The 22,073-nt window shown below is 58.0% G+C and carries 19 protein-coding genes and 1 pseudogene; 9 read left to right on the forward strand and 11 right to left on the reverse strand.

From position 1 onward, the window contains the following. Nucleotides 1-7 precede the first annotated feature (7 nt). Nucleotides 8-913 carry a YafY family protein gene (locus HLUCCO03_RS18650; protein ID WP_027830349.1) on the reverse strand — a complete coding sequence of 302 codons (906 nt, stop codon included), beginning with the start codon at nt 911-913 and terminating at the stop codon, nt 8-10. Nucleotides 914-1,219: 306 nt separating this feature from the next. Between HLUCCO03_RS18650 and HLUCCO03_RS18655 the strand changes: the two genes are divergently transcribed. The 7 genes from HLUCCO03_RS18655 (at nt 1,220) to HLUCCO03_RS18685 (ending at nt 8,815) form a co-directional block, all read left to right on the forward strand. Continuing rightward, on the forward strand, nt 1,220-2,506 hold the full coding sequence (locus HLUCCO03_RS18655; protein ID WP_027830350.1) for an MFS transporter: 1,287 nt from the start codon (nt 1,220-1,222) through the stop codon (nt 2,504-2,506). Nucleotides 2,507-2,674: 168 nt separating this feature from the next. After that, nucleotides 2,675-3,100 (forward strand): transcriptional regulator SlyA, encoded by a 426-nt coding sequence (slyA, locus tag HLUCCO03_RS18660; protein ID WP_027830351.1) that lies wholly within the window; start codon nt 2,675-2,677, stop codon nt 3,098-3,100. A gap of 30 nt (nt 3,101-3,130) precedes the next feature. Then, on the forward strand, nt 3,131-4,522 hold the full coding sequence (locus HLUCCO03_RS18665) for a DHA2 family efflux MFS transporter permease subunit (RefSeq protein ID WP_027830352.1): 1,392 nt from the start codon (nt 3,131-3,133) through the stop codon (nt 4,520-4,522). Nucleotides 4,523-4,756: 234 nt separating this feature from the next. After that, nucleotides 4,757-5,326 (forward strand): TMEM165/GDT1 family protein, encoded by a 570-nt coding sequence (locus tag HLUCCO03_RS18670; RefSeq protein ID WP_027830353.1) that lies wholly within the window; start codon nt 4,757-4,759, stop codon nt 5,324-5,326. A 47-nt stretch (nt 5,327-5,373) separates the two neighbouring features. Then, nucleotides 5,374-6,441, forward strand: coding sequence for a L,D-transpeptidase family protein (locus HLUCCO03_RS18675; RefSeq protein ID WP_027830354.1), 1,068 nt, complete (start codon nt 5,374-5,376; stop codon nt 6,439-6,441). 58 nt (nt 6,442-6,499) lie between these two features. Beyond that, complete coding sequence (locus HLUCCO03_RS18680; protein ID WP_027830355.1) at nt 6,500-7,984, forward strand: nodulation protein NfeD; 1,485 nt, start codon at nt 6,500-6,502, stop codon at nt 7,982-7,984. A gap of 39 nt (nt 7,985-8,023) precedes the next feature. Then, nucleotides 8,024-8,815, forward strand: a complete 792-nt coding sequence (locus HLUCCO03_RS18685; protein ID WP_027830356.1) for a slipin family protein — start codon at nt 8,024-8,026, stop codon at nt 8,813-8,815. A gap of 63 nt (nt 8,816-8,878) precedes the next feature. Here the strand turns inward: HLUCCO03_RS18685 and HLUCCO03_RS18690 are convergent, their stop codons facing one another. From HLUCCO03_RS18690 to HLUCCO03_RS18710, 5 genes are all read right to left on the reverse strand, one after another. Continuing rightward, nucleotides 8,879-9,160: an Lpp/OprI family alanine-zipper lipoprotein gene (locus HLUCCO03_RS18690; protein ID WP_027830357.1), complete on the reverse strand. Its 282-nt coding sequence runs from the start codon at nt 9,158-9,160 to the stop codon at nt 8,879-8,881. Nucleotides 9,161-9,389: 229 nt separating this feature from the next. Beyond that, nucleotides 9,390-9,962: a L,D-transpeptidase family protein gene (locus tag HLUCCO03_RS18695; RefSeq protein ID WP_081813601.1), complete on the reverse strand. Its 573-nt coding sequence runs from the start codon at nt 9,960-9,962 to the stop codon at nt 9,390-9,392. Nucleotides 9,963-10,052: 90 nt separating this feature from the next. After that, on the reverse strand, nt 10,053-11,768 hold the full coding sequence (locus tag HLUCCO03_RS18700) for a potassium/proton antiporter (protein WP_027830359.1): 1,716 nt from the start codon (nt 11,766-11,768) through the stop codon (nt 10,053-10,055). Nucleotides 11,769-11,819: 51 nt separating this feature from the next. Then, nucleotides 11,820-13,130: an NAD(P)/FAD-dependent oxidoreductase gene (locus HLUCCO03_RS18705; RefSeq protein WP_027830360.1), complete on the reverse strand. Its 1,311-nt coding sequence runs from the start codon at nt 13,128-13,130 to the stop codon at nt 11,820-11,822. A 154-nt stretch (nt 13,131-13,284) separates the two neighbouring features. Next, nucleotides 13,285-13,890, reverse strand: a complete 606-nt coding sequence (locus HLUCCO03_RS18710) for a TetR/AcrR family transcriptional regulator (protein ID WP_027830361.1) — start codon at nt 13,888-13,890, stop codon at nt 13,285-13,287. 83 nt (nt 13,891-13,973) lie between these two features. On the opposite strand from HLUCCO03_RS18710, the pseudogene HLUCCO03_RS18715 reads away from it, so the two are divergent. Further along, nucleotides 13,974-14,063 (forward strand): annotated as a pseudogene (locus tag HLUCCO03_RS18715) (carboxymuconolactone decarboxylase family protein); the annotation flags it as partial. A gap of 34 nt (nt 14,064-14,097) precedes the next feature. Here the strand turns inward: HLUCCO03_RS18715 and HLUCCO03_RS18720 are convergent. Both HLUCCO03_RS18720 and HLUCCO03_RS18725 read right to left on the reverse strand, forming a co-directional pair. Next, nucleotides 14,098-16,200: a NosR/NirI family protein gene (locus tag HLUCCO03_RS18720; protein ID WP_027830362.1), complete on the reverse strand. Its 2,103-nt coding sequence runs from the start codon at nt 16,198-16,200 to the stop codon at nt 14,098-14,100. Nucleotides 16,201-16,338: 138 nt separating this feature from the next. Further along, nucleotides 16,339-17,076, reverse strand: coding sequence for a spermidine synthase (locus tag HLUCCO03_RS18725; RefSeq protein ID WP_051603736.1), 738 nt, complete (start codon nt 17,074-17,076; stop codon nt 16,339-16,341). A 92-nt stretch (nt 17,077-17,168) separates the two neighbouring features. On the opposite strand from HLUCCO03_RS18725, the gene HLUCCO03_RS18730 reads away from it, so the two are divergent. Continuing rightward, nucleotides 17,169-18,050: a putative RNA methyltransferase gene (locus HLUCCO03_RS18730; RefSeq protein WP_027830364.1), complete on the forward strand. Its 882-nt coding sequence runs from the start codon at nt 17,169-17,171 to the stop codon at nt 18,048-18,050. A 31-nt stretch (nt 18,051-18,081) separates the two neighbouring features. Here the strand turns inward: HLUCCO03_RS18730 and HLUCCO03_RS18735 are convergent, their stop codons facing one another. The 3 genes from HLUCCO03_RS18735 to HLUCCO03_RS18745 all read right to left on the reverse strand — a co-directional run bounded on the left by HLUCCO03_RS18735 (nt 18,082) and on the right by HLUCCO03_RS18745 (nt 22,048). Next, on the reverse strand, nt 18,082-19,683 hold the full coding sequence (locus HLUCCO03_RS18735) for a PAS domain-containing methyl-accepting chemotaxis protein (protein ID WP_027830365.1): 1,602 nt from the start codon (nt 19,681-19,683) through the stop codon (nt 18,082-18,084). Beyond that, nucleotides 19,680-21,470, reverse strand: coding sequence for a GGDEF and EAL domain-containing protein (locus HLUCCO03_RS18740; protein ID WP_051603737.1), 1,791 nt, complete (start codon nt 21,468-21,470; stop codon nt 19,680-19,682). The genes HLUCCO03_RS18735 and HLUCCO03_RS18740 overlap by 4 nt, the downstream gene beginning before the upstream one ends. Nucleotides 21,471-21,613: 143 nt before the next feature. Then, on the reverse strand, nt 21,614-22,048 hold the full coding sequence (locus tag HLUCCO03_RS18745; RefSeq protein ID WP_027830366.1) for an ankyrin repeat domain-containing protein: 435 nt from the start codon (nt 22,046-22,048) through the stop codon (nt 21,614-21,616). Nucleotides 22,049-22,073 lie beyond the last annotated feature (25 nt).

The raw sequence follows: 22,073 nt of genomic DNA on the forward strand, positions 1-22,073 counted from the left end.
GGGCAGTCTAGCAGAGCCCGGCAACCGCTTTAATAGCCCGCTCGCGGGCGGATTCGGCAATGCCCAGCTGTTCCTCGTTGGCCAGTTCCAGTTGTTGCACCATCGGATCAGGATGCCGGCTATCGTTGCCAAGGCCCAGGCGCGAAAGCACATAAGGCGCCAGGGCCGCCCGGGTGGTCAGCTCCAGGTAGTTGTCATTCATGCCATAATCGGCAGCAATGATTTCCTGTTGCGCCTTGTTCAGCCGGCTGTCCGGCACCATCACCAGGGAAATCTGGCGGTTCCAGTCATCATCCTGGTGGCTGGTGTGGCGGCTGCGCTGGCGGAGAGTTTCCGGTTTGCCCCGGAAGCGGCTCAGGGCAAAATCGCGAAATTCGCGATTGGAGTCGCACCAGGCCCGCAGGTGCCAGCTCTGGCCAACGCAAACCAGGGTGTGAGGTTCAAGGGTACGCTGTGAAACGCCCGCCGGGCTGAGAGAGGCGTATTCTGCCTTCATAACCCTGCCATATCGTGTGGCTGCCACTGCCGCTCGCATGACCTCCGGTTTGATGACACGTTGCGGCCCCCGCACAAAGGTGCTGTCCGGCAGGCTGATGTTCAGCGACTCGAAGGTATTGCTGAGGCTTTCCTGCCGTGCCAGCAAATCCTGATACTCGCTGGCATGGCCGGTTGTGACAACCGGGCTGAAGTTCTGCGAAGGTACATATCCCTTCAGGTGGCGGTCGTAGACGAGGTTGTCTGGCGCCAGTTCCCGCAGGTAGGTATTGATATCCTTGGAAGCCTGCTGACGCCCTATGCCGAAACTGTGGCAAATGTGATTGGTGGTGAGCCGTCCTTCCCACAGGGCGATGATTTCAATCAGCCGGTAGCGAAGCAACAGATCCCACCGAATGGGCCAGTCCGTTTTTTTCATAACCAGGCGCTCATGGTTAGCGTGGGTTGCATGAGTTGAGAGACTCGTGGGTTAATATTGGCAGCAATATAAGCTTCCTCATGTTAACCCCTCCTGCTACCCACGTGTGTTACGTCACCTTAATGTAAAATAATGTTAAAGCCGGTCATTACAGCGCTGCAAGCGGTATTGCAGGTTTCGGCAAGTGCGTAGTGGTGTTGGTGACAACGCCCTGTTTTAATTCGTTTTCGGTAATGTTCCGGCGTTACTGCTATCTTTCTGTTACACGCCCTTACTCAACTTTCCCTGTATGCCGGAGCCTGTCTGATGACCCGTATGGTCACCTCACTGTCAGCACTTATTCTCAGTATAGTTCTGCTGGTCAGCGGCAATGCCTTTTTAATGACCCTGCTGGGTGTTCGTCTGAGCATTGAAGCTGTGTCCCCCAATATCATTGGCTGGATTCTGGTGTGTTATTCCATCGGCTTTGTGCTTGGCACTCTGTACGTGCATCACATCATTGGAAGGGTCGGTCATATTCGTGCGTTTGCGGTGTTTGCCGCCATGGCTGCCGTGTGTGCACTGCTTTACCCCATGGCGGTGTCGGAGCTGTTCTGGGCGTTGTTGCGGGCGCTTTCAGGCTTCAGTGTGGCCGGGGTCCTGGTGGTGATCGAAAGCTGGTTCAGCAGCCGTGCCACCAACGCCAATCGTGGTGCTCTGTTTGCGGTCTACCAGATTGTTTTCTATCTATCCGTGGCTGGTGGCCAGCTGTTGATCAATGTGGGTGAGCCTTCCTCGTTTATTCCGTTCTCGCTGGCAGCTGTGCTGCTGACGCTGGCACTGGTGCCACTGTCCCTCACGCGAATGGATGCGCCGGTGATCGAGCACCACGAGCGTCTGTCGTTTTTCACGCTCGCCCGGGAGTCCTTCACCGGTGTGTCGGGGGCGTTGATCTGTGGTGTGATGATCGGTTCTTTCTATGCACTGGGCCCGGTTTACGCCACCCTGGTCGGTCTCGAAGTCAGCCGGGTGTCGACCTTTATGGCCAGTGCCATCGTGGCAGCCATGATCCTGGCATGGCCCCTGGGACTGGCCTGTGACCGTTTTGATCGCCGCCGTGTGATGTTCTGGGTTGCTGTGGTAGCAGGCATGTCGGCGGTCACGGTGGCTGTATCCGGTGCCGATCGGACGTGGCTGCTGACCCTGATGGTGGGGCTGTTTACCGGCTTGTCCGCCACGCTATATCCGATCGCCGTGGCCATTACCAACGACCGCATGGAAAGCAACCGTATTGTCTCTGCAAGCGCAACGTTGTTGCTTAGCTACGGTGTAGGCAGTGTCATTGGTCCGGTTGTGATGGCCGAGCTGGTGAATCAGTTGGGTCCCGAGGGTCTGTTTTTTGGCAACGCCGGATTCCTGGCGTTGCTGGCATTGATTACCAGCTATCGCATCAGCCATACCGACGACGTGCCGGTGGCAGAGCAGGAGCACTTCATACCCGCCATGCCGGAATCCTCTGCGGTGCTGACGGAAATGGACCCTCGTAACGAAGAGTTCAGCGAATCCCCGGAAGTGGTGGAGATGCACGAAAAAGAGAGGCGCCAGACGGGCTGACCACCACATCCTCTCGGTTTTCCCGGATTTTGTTTTGCCTTGCGCATCTGTTTTTATGTCAATGGTTAGCTTACTATTGGTAACGATATTCATTACTGCCGCGCCTCGAACCGGGGTGCGTTCGTTACGCTAGCAGGCAGTCGACATCCTTTACCGGAGTTCCAGACCATGAGAGATCAGTTTCCTTTTGCCGTAGCCAGAGTAACCCGGCGGTGGCGCAAACTACTGGATGAGCGCCTTAAGGATCTGGGTGTGACCCAGGCTCGCTGGACCACCATGGTCTATCTGCAAAAAGGCGGCGAGGGCCTCACCCAGCGCGAGCTGGCCCGCCTGATGGCCATTGAGAATCCGACGCTGGTGCGGCTTCTGGATAGTCTGGAAGAACAGGGACTGATCGAGCGCCGCCCATGTCCGAATGACCGTCGTGCCCGCCGTCTTCACCTGACGCCCGATGGAACGGAATTCATGAACGTGTTGACCGAGCGGGCCGCAAAGCTGCGTGAGGAAATGCTGGCAGGAATCAGTGACGAAGAAATCGAGGGCGCAGTAGCGGTCTTTCACAAGATCATGGAGAACGCCGAGCGCCAGAAATAACCGTGTTTGTCGGATTGGAGGGCTGCTGGTCTGAGTGATAACACGGTTGAGGGGCTGAAAGCCCGATACGGAGAACGCTGGCGCTGGCTGGCGGTGGCCACGGTGATGCTGGGCACCATGGCAACCGTGCTCAGTGCCACCGTGGTAAATGTTGCCCTGCACGACATCATGACGGAATTCGGTATCCGCCAGGGCCAGGTCCACTGGCTGGCCACCGGATTTATTGCCGCCATGACAACCACCATGCTCGCTTCGTCATGGTTGCTGGACCATTTCGGAGTGCGCAAGACCCTGGCTACGGCCATGCTCCTGTTTACCCTCATATCCCTGTTGGGTGGTTTTGCTGCTTCTCCAGAGCAACTGATTGCTGCCCGTATCGGGCAGGGCGCCATGGCGGGACTGATGCAGCCCATGGGCATGTACCTGGTGTTCCGGATCTTTCCCCGCAACCGGCGTGGTCAGGCCATGGGCATCTACGGCATGGGGGTTATACTGGCGCCGGCCCTGGGGCCGGTTCTGGGTGGCTTTCTGGTGGACCAGCTGGATTGGCGCTTCGTCATGTTTGCGCCGGTACCGGTTACCCTGGCCGGCGTGTTCATGGCCTGGCGTTTCCTGCCGGTACCCGTCTCCCGCCCGGCGCCTTACCGGTTCGACCTGCCCGGGCTGGTGCTGCTGGGCACCACCATCGGATTGTCCCTGGACGCCCTCAACCGGTTGCAGCAGCACTCGGGGCAGGAAGGGCGGATACTCATTGAAGGCATTGTGGCTGTTGTCCTTCTGGTCCTGTTTGCAGTGCGGGAGCGCAAGGCCCGGCACCCCCTGGTGAACATCGACCTGTTGCGCAAACCCAGCTTTGTTTACGCCAACCTGGGCGCCATGGCGCTGGGGCTGGCCCTGTTTGGTTCCACCTATCTTGTGCCGCTGTTCGTTCAGACATCCCTCGGGTTTTCCGCCACCCAGGCCGGCCTGCTGATGCTGCCGGCAGGCATCGTGCTGGGCATGACCTTTCCGCTTGCAGGGCGCCTGGCAGACCGGATGAGCGCCCGTAAGCTGGTCATTTTCGGAATGACGCTGTTTGCCGCCTCGGCGGTCCTGTTCGCGCTGTCTGATCTGGAGCTGGCATTCGGCTGGCTGGCTCTGTGGACCGTACTGGGCCGTATCGGTATTGGCTTCATGCTGCCGGCATTATCCACCGGTGCGCTGAATCCACTGGCCCCGGAACAGCTGGGCGCCGGCTCAAGCACGATTAACTTTACCCGGCAGCTCGGCGGCGCCTTTGGGGTGAATATCGTGGCACTGACCATCGAGTTCGGTGATCACAGTGGCGGAGTGCCGACAATTGATGCCTTCCACTCAGCCTGGTGGCTGGTAGCTGTTTTCGTGGCGGTGGCGGCGATACCGGTATGGAAAATGCGGGTATAGTTGTCATTCCCACTCCAATTGATTAACATTCCCGCACTCTTCAGGGGAGTAGCCTCCACGCCAGCACGGTTATTGTCATGGCGCGGATGGTAGTCAACATACTTGGAGCTCAATCTCCGTGGCTATCATGTTTCACCAGGGCAATGGTGAAACTGGCAAGACCTGAGGCAGTTTCACCTCCATTGGGCGGACGGTGGGCTGCCTCATGTCTGGATGTCCGCCCCGGAGTTTTTCATGGACGCTTTCCTAGCCTCAACCCTCGCGGTTGCCGTTGCCGAAATCGGCGACAAGACCCAGTTGCTCTCACTTTTCCTTGTTGCCCGCTACGCCAGCCGACTGCCCATCATCCTGGGTATTTTCGTCGCGACAATACTGAATCATGCCCTGTCAGCCCTGCTCGGGGCCTGGATAGCCCAGTGGATTCCGGCAGCCTGGTTGCCCTGGATTCTGTCTGTCAGTTTTGTGGCCATTGCGCTCTGGCTGCTGATTCCCGACAAGGACGACAGCGAAGGTTCCGCCTTCCTCGGCATGGGGGCTTTCATGGCAACCACCGTGATGTTCTTCCTGGCGGAAATCGGCGATAAAACCCAGGTGGCGACGGTGGTTCTGGCGGCACGCTATAACGAAACCTTCTGGGTTATTCTCGGCACCACCGTTGGAATGCTTTTGGCCAATATACCGGTTATCATGGCTGGTAAATGGCTTATGGATCGGCTGCCACTGGCGACAGCCCGGATCGGGGCAAGTATTCTGTTCGTAGTTCTGGCGGTTGTCACTCTATGGGCAGCCGTGATGTCGGTTTGAACCGGCGTGTCAGTAACCTGGGGTGCCGGATACCGGAATTGAAATATATGGTTTGTAAACAGTTCATTGGCTTTGTTGTTTCCTGGCTGGCATTGGCGCTGGCGACTCCCCTGCAGGCAGAATCCGAGCGACAGGCTACCGGTGACGAGCTCAGCGCCGAGCAGCTGGAAGAAGAGGCCAGCAGGAAACCTCGCGTACCCACATTTGCCATTGAAGGCGACCTGGCAGGCGAGCTGTCGGTTATGTCGACCCGCTATGAGGATACCTTCGCGGCGATCGGTAATCGCGACAGCCTGGGCTACCTGGAACTGGTGAAAGCCAATCCCGGTGTGGACCCCTGGCTGCCTGGCGAGGGTACGCAGATTACCGTACCCAGGCACTATGTGCTGCCCGATGGAAAGCGCGAGGGCATCGTGATCAACCTGGCGGAATACCGGCTGTATTATTTTACCGAAGACGGTGTTCAGGTGTATCCGGTGGGTGTTGGAACAGAAGACAACCCGTCGCCACTGACCGATGCTGAAGTGACCATGCCGCTGGAATCGCCGGCCTGGTATCCACCGGCCAGCATTCGTGCTGAATACGAGGAATCAGGTGACTATCTGCCCAGAATGATCCCTCCCGGGCCCAACAATCCCCTTGGGACCCATGCCCTGATGCTGAGTGAAAAAGGCTACCTGATTCACGGCACCAACAAGCTGTTCGGCGTTGGCATGCAGGTCAGCCATGGCTGTTTCAGGATGTATAATGAAGATATATCCCGGTTTGTATATGAAGTCAGTAAAGGCACGCCTGTGCGGGTCATCAAGGAACCGGTGAAGATCGGCGTGAAAGACAATGAAGTCTGGATTGAAGTACATCGTCCGAAAGAGGAATACAGCGAACAGGATCGTGACCGACTCTGGCGTGAAGTTTCAGAGGCGGTTGAGGAGTTCCGGAGAAAGAGGCCCGGCGTGGAGGTACAGCGTAGGGCCATCGAACTGGCTTTGGATCAGGCCGACGGACTTCCGCGCATGATTGGCGAGCGGGTCACCCGGGTTGCCAACGAGATCCCGGAGCCACAAAAGGCTTCCTCTGATGGCGACGCGGACAGGGAACAACAGCTCTGGTTCTGAGCATTACCCGCAGCTGAATCGCTTGCTCGGATCCGATAAACGGGTTCAGGGAGGAAAGATGAAAGCGAACCATGCCACCCGATCGACTCGTTCCCGCCGCCTGCAATGGTGGCTGGCCACCTTCCTGCTGGGTCTGGCACTCGCGCTGGCTTCGCTGACCCATACCGTATTCGCGCAACAGGAAGACGAAGCTTCCACTGGTCTTGTGCTCACCGTCGAAGGTGCCATCGGCCCCGCGACCATGGATTATGTGGTGCGGGGCATCCGCCGTGCCGAATCCGAGGGCGCCGGCCTGCTCATCATCCAGATGGACACGCCGGGGGGCCTGATGGATTCCATGCGCGGCATTATCAAGGAAATTCTCTCTTCCCGGGTCCCGGTCGTTACCTGGGTGTCTCCCGCCGGAGCCCGCGCTGCCAGTGCCGGTACCTATATCCTTTATGGTAGTCATATCGCCGCTATGGCACCAGCCACCCATCTGGGTTCTGCCACCCCTGTGCAGATGGGCGGGCTACCCGGCACTGAAGAGCCACAACAGGACAGTGAGGAAACCGGGTCAGAAGGTGACACGGAGCAGGAGAGTGGCAAAGAGTCTTCCGGCAGTGACGCCGAGCCCGAAAAACGGCGGGGAGGCTCGGCCATGGAGCGCAAGGTTCTGGAAGATGCCGTCAGTTATATCCGTGGACTGGCAGAACGTCACGGTCGCAATGCCGACTGGGCGGAAGAGGCGGTGAGAGAGGCTGTCAACCTGGGAGCAACGGAGGCCCTGGAAAAGAACGTGGTAGACGTGGTTGCGGACAACATGGCCAGCCTGCTGGAGCAACTGGACGGCCGTAACGTGAAAATGGCAGAAGGTGAAAAAACCCTGGCGACCGCCAACATGGAGATAACCCGGGCCGATCCGGACTGGCGAACCCGTTTGCTCTCCGTGATTACTGATCCGAACGTGGCCTATTTCCTGATGATTATCGGGTTCTACGGCATCATCTTTGAGCTCTCCAACCCTGGCGCCATTTTCCCCGGTGTGATAGGCGCCATCAGTCTTATCCTTGCCCTGTTTGCATTCCAGGTGTTATCGGTCAACTACGCGGGCCTGGCGTTGATTCTGCTGGGGCTGGCCTTTATTGTCGGCGAGGCGTTCATGCCCAGTTTCGGCATATTAGGGGTGGGGGGCATCGTTGCTTTCGTGACGGGTTCCATCATTCTGATGGACGGCAGTCACCAGGAGATTTCCCTGCCCACGATCGGAGGCACGGCACTGGTTGCCGCCGGCTTCACATTATGGACGGTGATCCGCTTTATCGGTTTGCGCCGGAAACACCCGGTCAGCGGCAGTGAGCAGATTGTTCATGAGCGGGTAACGGCATTGGATGGATTCCGGAAGCATGATGGTCATTATCGCGGCCATGTCCGTATGAACGGAGAACGGTGGAACGCCCTGAGCGACGCGCCTGTCAAAGCCGGAGACAGGTTGCGCGTAACGGCTATCGAGGGCCTGACGGTGCACGTTGAAGCCGAGCCACCAGCCCATGATTCAGAGTGATTGGAGATATCCGGATAAACAGTCGACCAAGGAGGCGTTATGAATATCACTGACCTGATTCCCTATATTGCACCCACGGTGGTGTTGCTGCTGATCCTCGGATCGGCGATCAAGATCCTGCCTGAATACGAGCGTGGTGTCGTGTTCTTCCTCGGCCGCTTCCAGGGAGTGAAAGGTCCCGGCCTGATCATCATCATTCCCGGTATCCAGCAGATGGTGAGGGTCGATCTGCGGGTGATCACCCTGGATGTGCCCAGTCAGGACGTGATCTCCAAGGATAACGTGACAGTGCGGGTTAATGCGGTGCTGTATTTCCGGGTGGTCGACCCGGAGCGGGCGATTATCAGGGTGGAGGATTATGGTTCGGCAACCAGCCAGCTGGCCCAGACTACGTTGCGGTCGGTACTGGGTAAACACGATCTGGATGAGATGCTGTCAGAGCGTGACAAGCTCAATGCCGACATCCAGGAAATCATTGACTCCCAGACCGAGGAATGGGGCATCAAGGTGGCCAATGTTGAAATCAAACATGTTGACCTGAATGAATCCATGATTCGCGCCATTGCAAGACAGGCTGAGGCGGAACGTGAGCGTCGCGCGAAGGTCATTCACGCCGAGGGCGAATTGCAGGCATCGAAGAAACTGGTGGAGGCCGCAGAAGTCATGTCGACCAATTCAGGCGCCATGCAGTTGCGTTACATGCAGACCCTGGCCGATATGAGCACCAATAACAGCTCCACGATTGTGTTCCCGCTACCCATGGAAATGATGTCGACTTTTATGGGGAAGCCATCATCCAGGACACCAAAGAACGATAACGACGATTCCTGACGGGAACGGAATTCAAGGCACAAAAAAGGCCGGTAATCCCGGCCTTTTCATTACGTGACTGCCTTACTTCTGGCTGGCACGCTCGAGCATGCGCTTGGCGCGCTCGTTGGCTTCGTCTGCAGACTTTTGCGCAGCCTTGGCAGCAGCAAGAGCTTCGTTAGCCGTTTCCTGGGCGGAAGAGGCTGAGCTGTTGGCGCTGTTGGCTGTATTCAGTGCGTTTTCAGCAGTCTGCTCGGCGGAAGAAGCATTTGCATTGGCTTCTTCGAGAGCGCCTTCATCGGTAGTCGCACAACCTGCGGTCAGTGCGGCGGCCATTGCAAACCCTGCGATCGTCAGTTTACGCATTGTAAATCCCCTTATTAGTCGTTTTAATTCCTGCGTTCCAGATGTCATTGGTGCAGACATTCTGTTGAAATCGGGCCGATAGCATTTTCTGCTAACGGCGTCGTTAAACAGTGTAAAACACTCTAGCCGGAAATGTTAACTAAGGATACGTAAAAGTTCCTAGGTTATGACAACAACTTAATGCTCCAGCAACGAATTACGATGACAGAACAGTGTCAGATCAGTGCTTTCAGGGGACAATCCGGATCGGTGTTCCGTCGGCAACCAGTTGCCAGATTTCATCCATTTCTTCATTACTGACGGCGATGCAGCCATCCGTCCAGTCGAGGCCCAGATAGGCAAATGCCATGTCACCGGCCTCGTTGGGCAGGCCATGGATCATGATACTGCCCCCAGGGTCCAGACCCCAGGCAGAAGCCTGCTCACGATCCTGTTTGTTGGGATAGGAAATGTGAATGGATTTGTAGAAGTCGCTGTCGGGATTACGCCAGTCCAGCACATACTCGCCTTCCGGCGTGCGTTTGTCTCCCTCGTAGAGTTTGTGGCCGGAAGGATTGTCACCCAGGCCGATGCGATAGCTGCGAACAACCTCTTCGCCGGAAATAAGATAGAGCCGCCGCTCCTCCTTTCGAACCAGTACCTCACTGACTTCCGGTGCTTCCGCCATGGCGCCCATGGGCAGCTCGGATGCTGTCGCCGGATTACCTGCCAGAACAAGCAGGCAGGCGGCAGCCGTCAGGCAGGCAATCACCCTGGCTTTAAGGCCCGAACAGGCCGCTGGCGATGAGATCTTCGATGGCATGGCAGTATCAATCATTAATGTTTGTACACTTTATAGCACAGGAACTTTGTTAACCAAACCAACGTTTTGACGTGATTTTGTTAAAGATTTTTATTGGTTGTCCATTTTCAGGCCCACCTTGGTCACCCTGTCTGCGTCGGTTGCCCGGGCGACCAGCGTGACCGGTCCCAGTATGACCTTGTCACCGATAACCGGGTGGCCCTTGGTGCGGCGGGCGAAACACTCGGCCAGTGACAGCTCCGGTGGCAACTGGTCAAACTCGATACCGTAAACCTGTTCAACATCACCGAGCAGCGCATCGCCGTTAAGCACGAAGTCGCCAAAGAACGCCCGCTCTGCAAGGTAACGGGGGGCATGGCGACCGCTGAGTGCCTTGCCCAACTCGGGGAGGGCCGCCGGAGTTGCGAACATGGCCAATACATCACCGGTGGACACTTCCACGTCGGGGCTGGGCTGGAGGCAGGTACGCTTGCGGAAAACGCCGGCAATTGCCGTGTTGTCCGGAAGGCGTAGCTGGCCCAGGGGCCTGGGTGTTTCCCATACCTCTCCCCGCAGGGGAAACAGCATCAACTCGTGGTCCCCCGCTGCCGGCACATCCAGTGGCAGTCGCCGATACGGGTCTTCTCCGGAGGGGACCTCAAGGCGCAGTTTTCTTGCCAGGGGCGCCATGGTGGTGCCCTGGACCAGCAGTGATACCAGCACGATGAAAAAGGCCGCATGGAATATCAGCTGGGCCTGGGGGATGTCCGCAATGATAGGAAAAAGCGCCAGTACGATAGGGACCGCGCCCCTCAAGCCCACCCAGCTGATAAATCCAAGCTCCCGGCGATTAAAGCCGAAGGGCCAGAGCGTGATCAATACCGTGACTGGCCGGATAAGGAAAATCAGGGCGAATGCCAGGATCAGCCCCCCGCCAGCCAGGGGTAACAGTTCGGATGGTGTCACCAGCAAGCCCAGCATCAGGAACAGGCACAACTGGGCGAGCCAGGCCAGACCATCGTGAACCTGGAGTATCATCGGCATCATACGCACTGGCCGGTTGCCGATGACCACACCGGTCAGGTAGATGGCCAGAAAGCCACTGCCACCAAGGGCATTGGTGCCAGAGAACACCATGATGCCGGCGGCCACTACCAGTAGCGGGTAAAGCGACGGCGTGAGCCTGATGCGGTTGGCCAGCTCCACGACGATAAAACCACCCGCCACGCCCACGGCGCCGCCAATGCCGAACTGCTTGACCAGCATCACCAGGGCCATCCAGCCTTCGGACGCGCCACCGGCTTCAATCATGGTGACCAGCATCAGGGTGAGGAAAATCGCCATCGGGTCGTTGCTGCCCGATTCGATTTCCAGGGTGGCGCTGACCCGTTCGTTGAGATGGAGGCCGCGGCCCTGAAGCAGCGAAAACACCGCGGCTGCGTCTGTGGAGGAAATAATGGCGCCAATGAGCAGCGCAGTGAGCCAGTGCAGATCGAACACCCACCAGGCCACCAGGCCGGCACCGGTGGCGGTCAGGAATACGCCGAAGGTGGCCAGGACCAGGGCCGGGCGCAGCCCGACACGGAAGGTTTCCGCCCGGGTGCGCATACCACCGTCCAGCAGTATCACACCAAGCGCAAGGTTGGCGATCAGAAAGGCCAGTTCAAAGTCGTCGAACAGCAGCCCGCCCGGGCCGTCCTCCCCCATCATCATGCCGACAACGAGAAAAATCAGCAGTACCGGCATACCCAGCCTGCTGGACAGCGGGCTGAGCATGATGCTGACAACCAGCATCAGTGCACCGATCAGGGTTAGAATCGGATCCATTCATGCTCCGGTCCGGGAATGTACTTCGATAATAACAGCTTGAAACCGGTATCAGTGCAGTTTCAGGCGCGGATGCATGGCGCGGGTAATCCGGTCCATCAACCAGATAACACCGGTGCGAAGGAAACCGTGCAGGGCCACCTGGTGCATGCGGTACAGGGACAGGTAAAACAGCCGAGCCACCTTGCCTTCAATGTACATGCTGCGGCCAGACAGGTTGCCCATGAGGTTGCCCACGGTAGTGTAGCGGCTGAAGTTGATGAGCGAGCCATGGTCGTTATACACGAAAGGCACAGCCTCTTCGCCCTGCAGGCGGTTGCGCAGGGTCTTGAACAGGACATCGGCCTGCTGGTGGGCTGCTTGCGCACGGGGCGGTACCGGGCGATCAGAGTCTGGCTGGGGGCATTCCGCACAGTCGCCAAAGGCAAAAATGTCCGGGTCGATGGTGGTTTCCAGGGTTTGTCGGACCTTTATCTGGTTGCTGCGGTTGGTCTCCAGGCCACCCAGCCCGGAGAGAAACGCCGGGGCCTTGATGCCGGCTGCCCAGATGGTCATTTCGGAGACCAGTTCGGTTCCGTCTTTCATGATCAGGGTGCCTTCACGCACCTCGCTGACCGGCTGACCGGTCATAACCCTGACATTCTGGTTTTCCAGCTCACGGGTTGCGGCCGCCGACAGCCGTGCCGGAAGTGCCGGCAGTATGCGCTCGGCCGCCTCGATAACCGTGATGGACACATCCTCGGGCCGCAGGTGGTTCATGCCGTAAACCGGCAGTTCCCTGGAAGCCAGGCGTAACTCTGCAGCCAGCTCAACACCGGTGGCACCGGCACCGATGATGGTGATGGGCAGTGCGTGGCTATTACCGGACTGGGCATCGTGATTCTTGCGCAGAAACGCGTTGAGCATCAGGTTGTGGAAGCGCCGGGCCTGGTTCAGGCTGTCCAGGAACAGGCAGTTGTCCAGGGCGCCCGGTGTACCAAAATCATTGGCGTTACTGCCCACGGCGATGACCAGAGTGTCGTATTCAATACGACGTTCTGGCACCACTTCCCTGCCTTCGCTGTCGAGGAAGGGAGCAATCACTACTTGCTTTGCATCACGGTCGAGCCCGTTCATTCGGCCCAGCTGGAATTCATAATGGTGCTTGCGGGCGTGGGCCCGGTAATTGATTTCGTTGGCGCTGGCATCAAGGGAGCCCGATGCCACTTCATGGAGTAACGGCTTCCAGACATGGGTCAGGCCGGCATCCACAAGCGTAATACGGGCTTTGCGTTTTTTTCCGAGTTTGTTGCCAAGGCGGGTAACCAGTTCAAGGCCACCTGCGCCGCCGCCCACAACGACGATGTGATGAAGGTTTTCCATAACACGAGGTTCCTGAAGTGAAGATAGCCAAGAGCTCTTGCAAAAAGCCCTTGGCTGTCCACACTGCGGAAGAGGAAATCGGGAGCAGATGATCCTAACGCAGGGATGGTGCAGCGTACAATTCGCCGTTAGTACCTATGCTTTTGGGCCATTATTAGTGGCGGGCGCGATACTGATCCAGTATTGCCGCCATGTCTTCGGCAAGATCAGTGATATGTTCTGCCCGGGTATCACGCTGGGCAAAGGAACGAAGGCCGATAATCTGGGCCTGAAGGAACCTTGCCAGCCTGGCGCAATCAGTACCCGGTATCAGTTCGCCCCGGGATCTTGCCTGTTCCAGCAGTTCCCGGAAAGACACTTCAATCCTCCCCAGGATCGCGTTCACCTGATCGGCAATCGCCGCATTGGTGTTGCTTGCTTCCAGCAGGGTTTTGACAATCATGCAGGCGCGAGCAGGGGCTTCATTCCCTGGGCTCGATTGCACAGCGATTTGCCGCAGATAATCCTGCAATCCATCCAGCACTGATGAGTAGCCGGCCAGGTGCTGCCTGAGCTCCTCGCCGCCTTGCTCCGCATAGGCGGTAAGGGCTTCACCGAACAGCCTGTCCTTGCTCCCGAAGGTTGCATAGATACTGCCCGGACGCATATCGAGTGCGTGTTCGATCTGTTTCATGGACGAGCCGCTGTAGCCCTTTTCCCAGAACAGGTTCATCGCCTTGGCGAGGGCGGTCTGTCGATCGTAGCGAGCACTTCTGGCCATGGGTACCTGCCAACTTCCGTCAATTTTAAACACCTCGATGATAGCCTGAATGATCGCTCAAAAACAGATAGTGTACCTGCGGACAGAAGACCATGAGCAACTACATCAATCATATTGCCGAAACACCGGTCGATGAGCCGTTCAAAAAGTTCGAATGGACAAAGAACCGCTAGCCGACCCGTTCGGGCAATGCGCCACGGGTGCGGTTCAGCCCGCATCCGTGGCCAGTATATTGGCCTGCCGCTGGCGTTTTTTCTGTAGCAGCTTGTCCACGCACTGATCCTCGTCTTTCAGAATTACCACGCACTCCAGACACTGGATACACTCGTTGTAGTCAATGCGACCGTCCTTGTGGATAGCGTTGATGCCACAGCTGTTCTTGCAGTGTTGGCAGGGTTTGCCACATAGCTCGACCCGGTCCAGCCAGCTGAACAGGCGCAGCTTGCCAAGCACGGCAAGCCCTGCTCCTAGCGGGCACAGGTAACGGCAATAAAACTTGTGAATGAACATGCCGATCACCAGCAGGCCAACGGCATAGACCACAAAGGGCCAGGAGCGCACAAAGAAGAGTGTGATGCTGGTTTTGAAGGGTTCCACCTCCACCAGCTTTTCCGCCAGCTCCAGCGAATAAAAGGCAGTACCAACCAGTACCAGCAGAATCGGATATTTCAGCAGGATCAGCCGGCGGTGCCATTTCTCCGGCACCTTCACCTGCCGGAACTTCAGTTTCTCCCCCAGCCACGCAGCCATCTCCTGAAGGGCGCCAAACGGGCACAGCCAGCCACAGAACAGCCCCCTGCCCCAGATGAAGAGACTGATGAAGGTATAGGTCCAGAGAATGAACAACACCGGGTCCATCAGGAACACGTTCAGGGAGAAACCGTCCCAGATGGCCAGGAACAGAGTGTAGATATTCACCACCGAAAGCTGGCCCTGGATATAGAAGCCGATGTAGAACAGGGTGAAGAACAGGAAACCCCAACGGAAGCGGTGCACCAGTTTCGGATAGCGGCTCAGGGTGCGCTGGCGGGCAAAAAAGACCGTCAGAATGATCAGGCTGGTGACCAGTATGGAAATCGTCAGCCAGCGTTCTTTCCACAGCCCGATCCATACCGGCTGGCGAGAATCCTCCGGCCTTGGAGCAACCTCGACGGCCTCAAACAACTCATCGGCAAAGGCGACGGGGATATCGATTTTCGCGCTGTCGGCCACCAGGTGGTTTTTGCGCAGCGTCACGCTCATTTTCAGCTCGGATCCGGCGCCCGGGTTGAATCCGGCATTGCCACCCACCCGGAACAGTGAGGCCATTGCCACATCCGGCATACCATCGGCACTGAGGCGGATGTTCTGATCAAACACGTTGATGTCGCGGATCTCGACGGAGAGGTTGTTCTGTTTTAACCCGAGGCGGTCCGGTGAGCTGCCAGGGGTGAAGTCTTCGGACAGATGGGGATAGAGGCCCCGGGACATAACCGCCATAATATGGGCATCCGGGCCGATTCGTTCTTTCAATTGGGCATAGCCTTCATCACCCAGCAGGTTACGACCCACCATGGGGGCGTTGATGTAACCGAAAAACAGTTCCGTGAAGGGCTCACCGGGCTCAGGTTGCGGAGCTTCCGGATAGTCGGAAAGGGCCAGCCCGGTTTGTTTCTCAAAATCGTCGGGGCTGATACGGAAGTGGCCGATGTATCCCCGCTCAACCAGTTCCGACCACGACAGTGGCTCGTAGAAGTCGGGCCTGGCGCGGGTTGGCGCCTCCTGGCTGAATCCGTCCAGTTTTTCCCGCGCCACCTTGAGGGCTGATGACAGGATGGTATCGTTGATGATCAGAACCGATACCGTGGCCTTGCTCACGCCGTCAAAACGCACCACATTGCCATCGGCATCCTTGCCGGAGCGGTTGCCGCCGGTGCTGACCACGATCTGTTCTGTCAGTGAGCGGCCCTGGTACTGGGCGATGAACTCGAACAGGGGCTCCTCGCCAAGCCCGTGCAGGAACACCGGTTCGTGATGATTGAGGATACGGACCCCGGTAAAGCGGCCGCGGGTATCCAGCCCGATCAGCATGCTGATGGGTTTGCCGGCAAACCCCTGGAGGCGGCTCAGGTCGAGGGACTCGTAGGCGTAACCCAGCAATTCCTGCAGCTGATAAACGGGATAGACCGGATAATCCGGCAGTTGCTCACCGATTTCCGTGGCCTTGGGGAACAGGTCCTGGATCATGGCACGCTTGTTGTCGTCCAGCGCACTCTGCGCCGCCGGAACAAAGCAGATAAGAACCAACAGCAGCAACAGCCGCCCGGGCATGGCATCTCTCCAGAGTTTTCTTGTTGTTGGTCAGGTCAATGCTAGAGCTTTGCCGGGCCGACACAATGCTACCTGAGGGCTGTCAACGTGCTACTTTGTGAGGAGAAACGGAGGCCGATGGTCGCGCCCTGAGGTTGCTCAGGTAAGACGGATAACCCTCGCCATAAGCCGGCGCCAGTCGATGGGCAGGTTTTTTTCCAGGTGGGTCAGTGCCGGGTCTTTGCTATGCAGTAGCTCGAAGGGGCGCTTGCTGGCATATATCACCGTGTTGTTGGTTTTGCTCTTGAACAGCAGCAGAACGGCAAATTCACCGCGGAGCTGGCGGAACAGCGGGCCGTTGATGTCTGGCGTGCGGTGATAGTTGATGGCAAGCCAGCCGCTGGCGCTGAGAACCCGGCTGCATTGTCTGATAAACTCCCGCCGGGCCTGGGTGGGGCTCATACGGTCGGAGCTATACATGTCCGCGAGGATCAGATCGGTACTGCGGTCCGGCGCCTTGCCAAGGGCATCCCGGGCATCGCCGGTGGTAATTGCCAGGTTTGCCGAGTCCGGCAGGCTGAAATATTCACGGGCCACCTGCAGCACGCTGGGGCGCAGTTCAACGGCATGAACCTGGCAGTCCGGCAACAGATGAAGCAGTGCGCTGGCCATTACTCCGCCACCGAGGCCCAGAATGGTGGCGTGGGCGGGCCGGACAAAGGCAACCGGCAGCAACATGGCACGGCTGTATTCATGAACGGGAAGATGAGGCTGGCGGCGGTCTATCTTGCTCTGTTCAAACACCGAATCAAAGGTCATTACCCGATGCTTGCGATAGTCGATCACCAGAATGCCACCGAGCGCGTCCCGGGTGTAATGGATAATCTCGCCCTTCACGGTGGCTTTCCTCGTCTGAATACGGCATCGCTATTCTGGGCATTTGCCAGCCGGTTCTCAAGCCTGCGGGCCGGGCCGGAGGTGTCAGCCCCATGAGTGTGATCCCCTTTACGGCGCTGGCCTGTCCCATTGATGGCGATCCCCTGACCCAGGCCGGGGCTTCCTGGCGCTGCCCGGCGGGACACAATTATGATGTGGCCCGCCAGGGCTACCTGCACCTGTTACCTGTCCAGAAAAAACGTTCCCGCGACCCCGGCGACAGCAAGGAGATGGTGGCGGCGCGCCGCCGGTTCCTCGGAGGCGGCCATTACCAACCCATCGCCGATGCGGTAAGCCGGCTTACCCTGTCTGACGTACCTGAAGAACACGCTACCCTGAATTGTCTGGATGCCGGGTGCGGTGAAGGCTACTACCTTCGAGAACTGGCCAGGGCTGCAGAGGATCGCTGCGAGCTGGCGTTGGTGGGGCTGGATATATCCAAGTGGGCGACTCTGGCAGCCGCCAAGCAGGACAAACGGCCGCGGTGGGTGGTGGGCAGTAATGCCGGTCTGCCGGTTCTGTCGGATAGTCTGGACCGGGTGCTCTGCCTTTTCGGGTTTCCGGTGTACGGGGAATTCTCCCGTGTACTGAAGCCGGGTGGTGTTCTGGTGCAGGCGGATGCGGGCCCGGATCATCTGCGGGAGTTGCGGGAAATTGTCTATGAGACCGTGAAGCCCGACGCTGCGGCCGAGCAACCGGTGCCCGAGGGTTTTACCAGAGCGGGAACGGACGTGGTCCGTTATCAACTGACTCTTGAGCAGAACGAGGCGATCCGCGATCTGCTGGCGATGACTCCCCATTTCTACAGGGCGACGGCTGAGCGGCGCAACGAGGCAGAACAGTTGACGGCGTTGTCAGTTACCATTGACGTTCGCCTGACCTGTTTTGTCCGCGAACCCCTTCTGGAAAACAGACAGTCCGACCTCCCTCTCTGAGGCCGGACTCTGTAGCACAGTCCCGTACAGGTCAGGTCAGGTTGCGTTGGCGCAGGCGCTGAACCAGGCCGCCCACCTGCACAATCTGGTCCTTGAGTAATTCCATCGCGCCACGGGACTGGTGCACTATGTTCATGGCCTGCTCGCCAAGATCATTGATGCTCACAATCCGGCCCGAAATTTCTTCCGAGGCACTGTGCTGCTGTTCCGCGGCAGCAGAGGTGCCATTGCAGGCGGTGGAAATGTGGTCGATAAAGGTCACCAGTTCCAAGAGTGTCTGGTTGGAGCGGTCGGCATTCTCAACGGTTGTCCGGGCATGGCCCTGACATTGCTCCATGGTTGCCGTCGCCCGGGTAACCGTCTTCTCGAACTCACCCAGTGTTTCCTCGATCTGTTCGGTGGATTCCTTTGTGCGCAGGGCCAGTTTTCGCACTTCGTCGGCGACTACCGCAAAGCCTCTGCCCGCATCACCTGCCCGGGCCGCTTCAATGGACGCATTCAGGGCAAGCAGATTGGTCTGTTCCGTGATCTCGCCAATGGTCCGCAGCGCCGTGGCAACACCCTGGCTGGCGGTGGCCAGCTGGCTGACAGCACCGGAGGCTTCGCCAAGTTCATGGGATAGAGCTTCCATACTGTCGTGGGTGTCACTGGTAAGGCGTCGACCACGGGTTACACCCTCGTTGGCAAGCCGGACCTGCTCGAGCATGCTCGCAGCGTTGGCGGACACCTCTTTCGAGGTGGCGGACATTTCCTCGCTGGCGGTGGCGATGGTCTCGGTTGCGGTGGACTGGTTCTGAACCGCGCTGTGGGCGTGGTTGCTGAGGTTGATGGTCTCCTCGGCGCCGGAATCAAGCTGGCCGATAACATCGTGGAGACGTTTGACGACCGCATCCAGTTCGGCAGCCCGTTGGGTCAGGGCCAGCTCGATACTGCCAATGTCATCCACCCGACCGGTAAAGATCTTTTCTGCGACCGGATCGTCTATCACCTTTCGCGCGCGCCTGACGGTGCGATTGAACGGTGCTGTCAGCCAGGCCACCAGCCCCGCGCCGGATACGAGAGTGGCAAGCCAGACTATTGCCGTAGCCACGGTCAGGCTGTTGCCCAGGTAGGCGGCAACGAGCTGGACACTGAGCAGCAGGGCCATGGCCAACGTCAGCTTGAATGACAGTCTGGCCCTGCGCTTCAGCTTTACGGCGGTCAACGGGCCTTTTTTCGGCTCGTTCTCTGACAGTTTCCGGTAGAGTTTCTCCGCCCTGGCCTGGGCCCCGGCGTCCAACTTCGAGCGAATGGATTGCAGCTCCACCAGCTGTCCCTGGTCATCGGTGACCGGGATTGCATAGGCCTGCACCCAGTAGTGATCGCCGTTCTTGCAACGGTTTTTCACGGCACCTATCCAGGTACGGCCGGTTTTCAGTCGCCCCCACATTTCTTCATAGGCTGCCCTGGGCATGTCCGGATGGCGGATGATGTTGTGGGGCTGGCCAATCAGTTCCTCACGGGTAAATCCGCTGATATCCACGAACTCATCATTGATATGGGTGATCTGGCCTTTGTGGTTGGTGGTCGAAAGGATATTGGCATCCCGTGCCACGGGTACGTTGCGCTGGGTAACCGGTTGGTTGCTTCTCATCGGGTAATACTCTCTTGTGCCTGCCTGGCCGGGGAACAGTCTCGAAAATGGTTTAACCAGGTGGTGAATGCGTCGCTGGTCATGGGTCTGGCTATCAGGTACCCCTGAATTTCATCGCAACCCAGTGAAAACAGCAGGGATCGGGATGCAGCTGACTCCACTCCCTCTGCCACTACGGTGTAACCCAGTTCATGAGCCATGGTGATCATGGAGCTGACAAGGGTCTGGCTGCGCATGTGGCGATCCAGGTTGGTGATGAAAGAATGGTCAATTTTCACCACATGGGCCGGAATCGTCTGAAGATAGGACAGGCTGCTGTAACCGGTTCCGAAATCATCAATTGCGATTTTTATGCCCAGCGCCATCAGGTTATCGAGCTGTTCACGGGCGGCCCGGCCGTTGCCGATCAGGCTGCTTTCCGTTAACTCCAGTTCAATGGCCTTGAAGGTCAGGCTCTCGCTGTTCAGATAGCCCAGCAGGCGCCCGGTAAAGTTTTCTTCCTCAAGGTTGGCCGCCGCGATATTGATGGACACCCGCAATGTCAGCCCTTCCCTGTGCCAGATGGCGGCCTGACGAATAGCGTTGCGCATGACCCAGTCGGTCAGGGCTTTCGCCATGGAGGTGTTTTCCACCAGTGGTATGAATTCGGCAGGGGAGACATTCCCCAATACCGGGTGTTGCCAGCGGATCAGTGCCTCGGCACCGACACAGTGCCCCGACGCCAGATCCACCCGTGGCTGGTAGGCCAAGTGGAGCTGGTCGCTGGCCTGGAGGGCCTCCCTGAAATCGGCAATCAGATTGAAACTGCGCAGGTATCTGGCGTCCGATGTTTCGGAATAGAGGCCAGTTCCCTGTTCGGCTTCACGGGCGTCACGGCAGGCACTGTGGGCCAGGCGGAGGACGGCATCCGGCTGTTTTCCGCCGAGCCAGAATGGTGCCACGCCAACCACCGGACGAAGCATGAATGGGGCGCAGTCCTCGACTGATATGCCGAGCAATGCCTCTCGCAGACGTTCGGCCCGGGCGAGTACGGAAGGTTCTTCCCCGTATTCGATGTGTGCGAACTGGCACGGGCCAATGTGATAGAGCTTTGCCTGTTCGCCCAATACTTCCCGAATTACCGGAGCGGCAGCCCGGGACAGGGAGTCAAGGTACGCGGGACCCATCACCCGTTGCAGGGTGTTCGCCTGGTTCAGGTCAATAATTTCGGTGCTGATGGCATAACGCAGGCTGCCGGGTAAGTCCCGCGCAAGGTCATTCACGTCTTCAACATAGCTGAGATAGTTTGGCAGCCCGGTCACCGGATCAATGCGACCAACGGCATGCTGAAGGTCGATTTGGGCCATCACCATGGCAGCGAGATCCCTCAGGATGTTGATTTCCTGATCCGTAATATCACGGGGCTCTCTGCCCAGAACACACATGGCACCCAGGGTATAGCCGTCGTATGTGATTAACGGGGCGCCGGCATAGAAGCGAATGCCCGATTCGGCGAGCGGGCTGTCGCAATAGTGGTCTGATGCCAGCAGGTCGTTGACCACCAGAACGTCATTGGTATCGGCCACTTCGCCACAGCAGGCCTTGAAGCGGGGAATTTCCCAGTGATCAACGCCTACCCTGGACTTGAACCACTGGCGGTCCCGGTCTGTGAGGGATACGGCGGCAACCGGCAGGCCAAACAGCTGGCTGGCCATGCGGGTAATACGATCAAAACTCTCGCTGGGCGGTGTATCCAGCAGATTGAGCTGCCTCAACACTGAGAGGCGAGCTTCTTCATTCGTACTCATATGTCTTTACGCTACAGTGCAGCCGGCGGAATGCTGGCTGAATTGCGCGAATAATGACCGATACCTGCAAAAGAGATAATTGATTGTATGTGGGGTGGTGATAGAGGTTATTTATTAAAGGGGCGGACCTTTCGGCAGACCCCTCAAGAAGGCTTGAGGTACTCAACTGCTTCTTTTGCCGCTGAAGTTTTTGCCAGATCCAATGCGGAATGACCCTCCGAATCAACGGCCTGTTTGTCTGCTCCGGCTTCCAGTAAGTGCTCGATTATGTCCGCACGATTGGCCATTGCCGCGGCCATGAGTGGGGTTCGCATCTGCTGGTTTTGCAGGTTGGCATTGGCGCCCCTCTCCAGCAGCATTCTCGCGGTTTCCAGATGCCCGTTCTGGCATGCAAGCATCAACAGGCTGTCCCCCGAACTGGTGCGGATATCGATGGGTACGCCGGCCTCCAGCATGATGTTCAACGGGCCGGTTCCACCGTTTCTGGCCAGCTCGAACAGCCCCTGGGCGAAGGCGATAGCGTCCCTGTCCTGCTGGCTGTCCGGTTCGTGGGGGCTGGCTGGTTTTTTATCGCTCATGGGCTCATCCTGACATTAGCTGGAG

It is taken from the genome of Marinobacter sp. HL-58 (assembly GCF_001314605.1).
Lineage (GTDB): Bacteria > Pseudomonadota > Gammaproteobacteria > Pseudomonadales > Oleiphilaceae > Marinobacter.

What these genes read in the sequence shown, in the direction of transcription:
- HLUCCO03_RS18650 (WP_027830349.1), bottom strand. Translation starts at nt 913, where the DNA reads ATGAAAAAAACGGACTGGCCCATTCGGTGGGATCTGTTGCTTCGCTAC.
- HLUCCO03_RS18655 (WP_027830350.1), top strand. Translation starts at nt 1,220, where the DNA reads ATGACCCGTATGGTCACCTCACTGTCAGCACTTATTCTCAGTATAGTT.
- slyA (WP_027830351.1), top strand. Translation starts at nt 2,675, where the DNA reads ATGAGAGATCAGTTTCCTTTTGCCGTAGCCAGAGTAACCCGGCGGTGG.
- HLUCCO03_RS18670 (WP_027830353.1), top strand. Translation starts at nt 4,757, where the DNA reads ATGGACGCTTTCCTAGCCTCAACCCTCGCGGTTGCCGTTGCCGAAATC.
- HLUCCO03_RS18675 (WP_027830354.1), top strand. Translation starts at nt 5,374, where the DNA reads ATGGTTTGTAAACAGTTCATTGGCTTTGTTGTTTCCTGGCTGGCATTG.
- HLUCCO03_RS18680 (WP_027830355.1), top strand. Translation starts at nt 6,500, where the DNA reads ATGAAAGCGAACCATGCCACCCGATCGACTCGTTCCCGCCGCCTGCAA.
- HLUCCO03_RS18685 (WP_027830356.1), top strand. Translation starts at nt 8,024, where the DNA reads ATGAATATCACTGACCTGATTCCCTATATTGCACCCACGGTGGTGTTG.
- HLUCCO03_RS18690 (WP_027830357.1), bottom strand. Translation starts at nt 9,160, where the DNA reads ATGCGTAAACTGACGATCGCAGGGTTTGCAATGGCCGCCGCACTGACC.
- HLUCCO03_RS18695 (WP_081813601.1), bottom strand. Translation starts at nt 9,962, where the DNA reads ATGCCATCGAAGATCTCATCGCCAGCGGCCTGTTCGGGCCTTAAAGCC.
- HLUCCO03_RS18700 (WP_027830359.1), bottom strand. Translation starts at nt 11,768, where the DNA reads ATGGATCCGATTCTAACCCTGATCGGTGCACTGATGCTGGTTGTCAGC.
- HLUCCO03_RS18705 (WP_027830360.1), bottom strand. Translation starts at nt 13,130, where the DNA reads ATGGAAAACCTTCATCACATCGTCGTTGTGGGCGGCGGCGCAGGTGGC.
- HLUCCO03_RS18710 (WP_027830361.1), bottom strand. Translation starts at nt 13,890, where the DNA reads ATGGCCAGAAGTGCTCGCTACGATCGACAGACCGCCCTCGCCAAGGCG.
- HLUCCO03_RS18720 (WP_027830362.1), bottom strand. Translation starts at nt 16,200, where the DNA reads ATGCCCGGGCGGCTGTTGCTGCTGTTGGTTCTTATCTGCTTTGTTCCG.
- HLUCCO03_RS18730 (WP_027830364.1), top strand. Translation starts at nt 17,169, where the DNA reads ATGAGTGTGATCCCCTTTACGGCGCTGGCCTGTCCCATTGATGGCGAT.
- HLUCCO03_RS18735 (WP_027830365.1), bottom strand. Translation starts at nt 19,683, where the DNA reads ATGAGAAGCAACCAACCGGTTACCCAGCGCAACGTACCCGTGGCACGG.
- HLUCCO03_RS18740 (WP_051603737.1), bottom strand. Translation starts at nt 21,470, where the DNA reads ATGAGTACGAATGAAGAAGCTCGCCTCTCAGTGTTGAGGCAGCTCAAT.
- HLUCCO03_RS18745 (WP_027830366.1), bottom strand. Translation starts at nt 22,048, where the DNA reads ATGAGCGATAAAAAACCAGCCAGCCCCCACGAACCGGACAGCCAGCAG.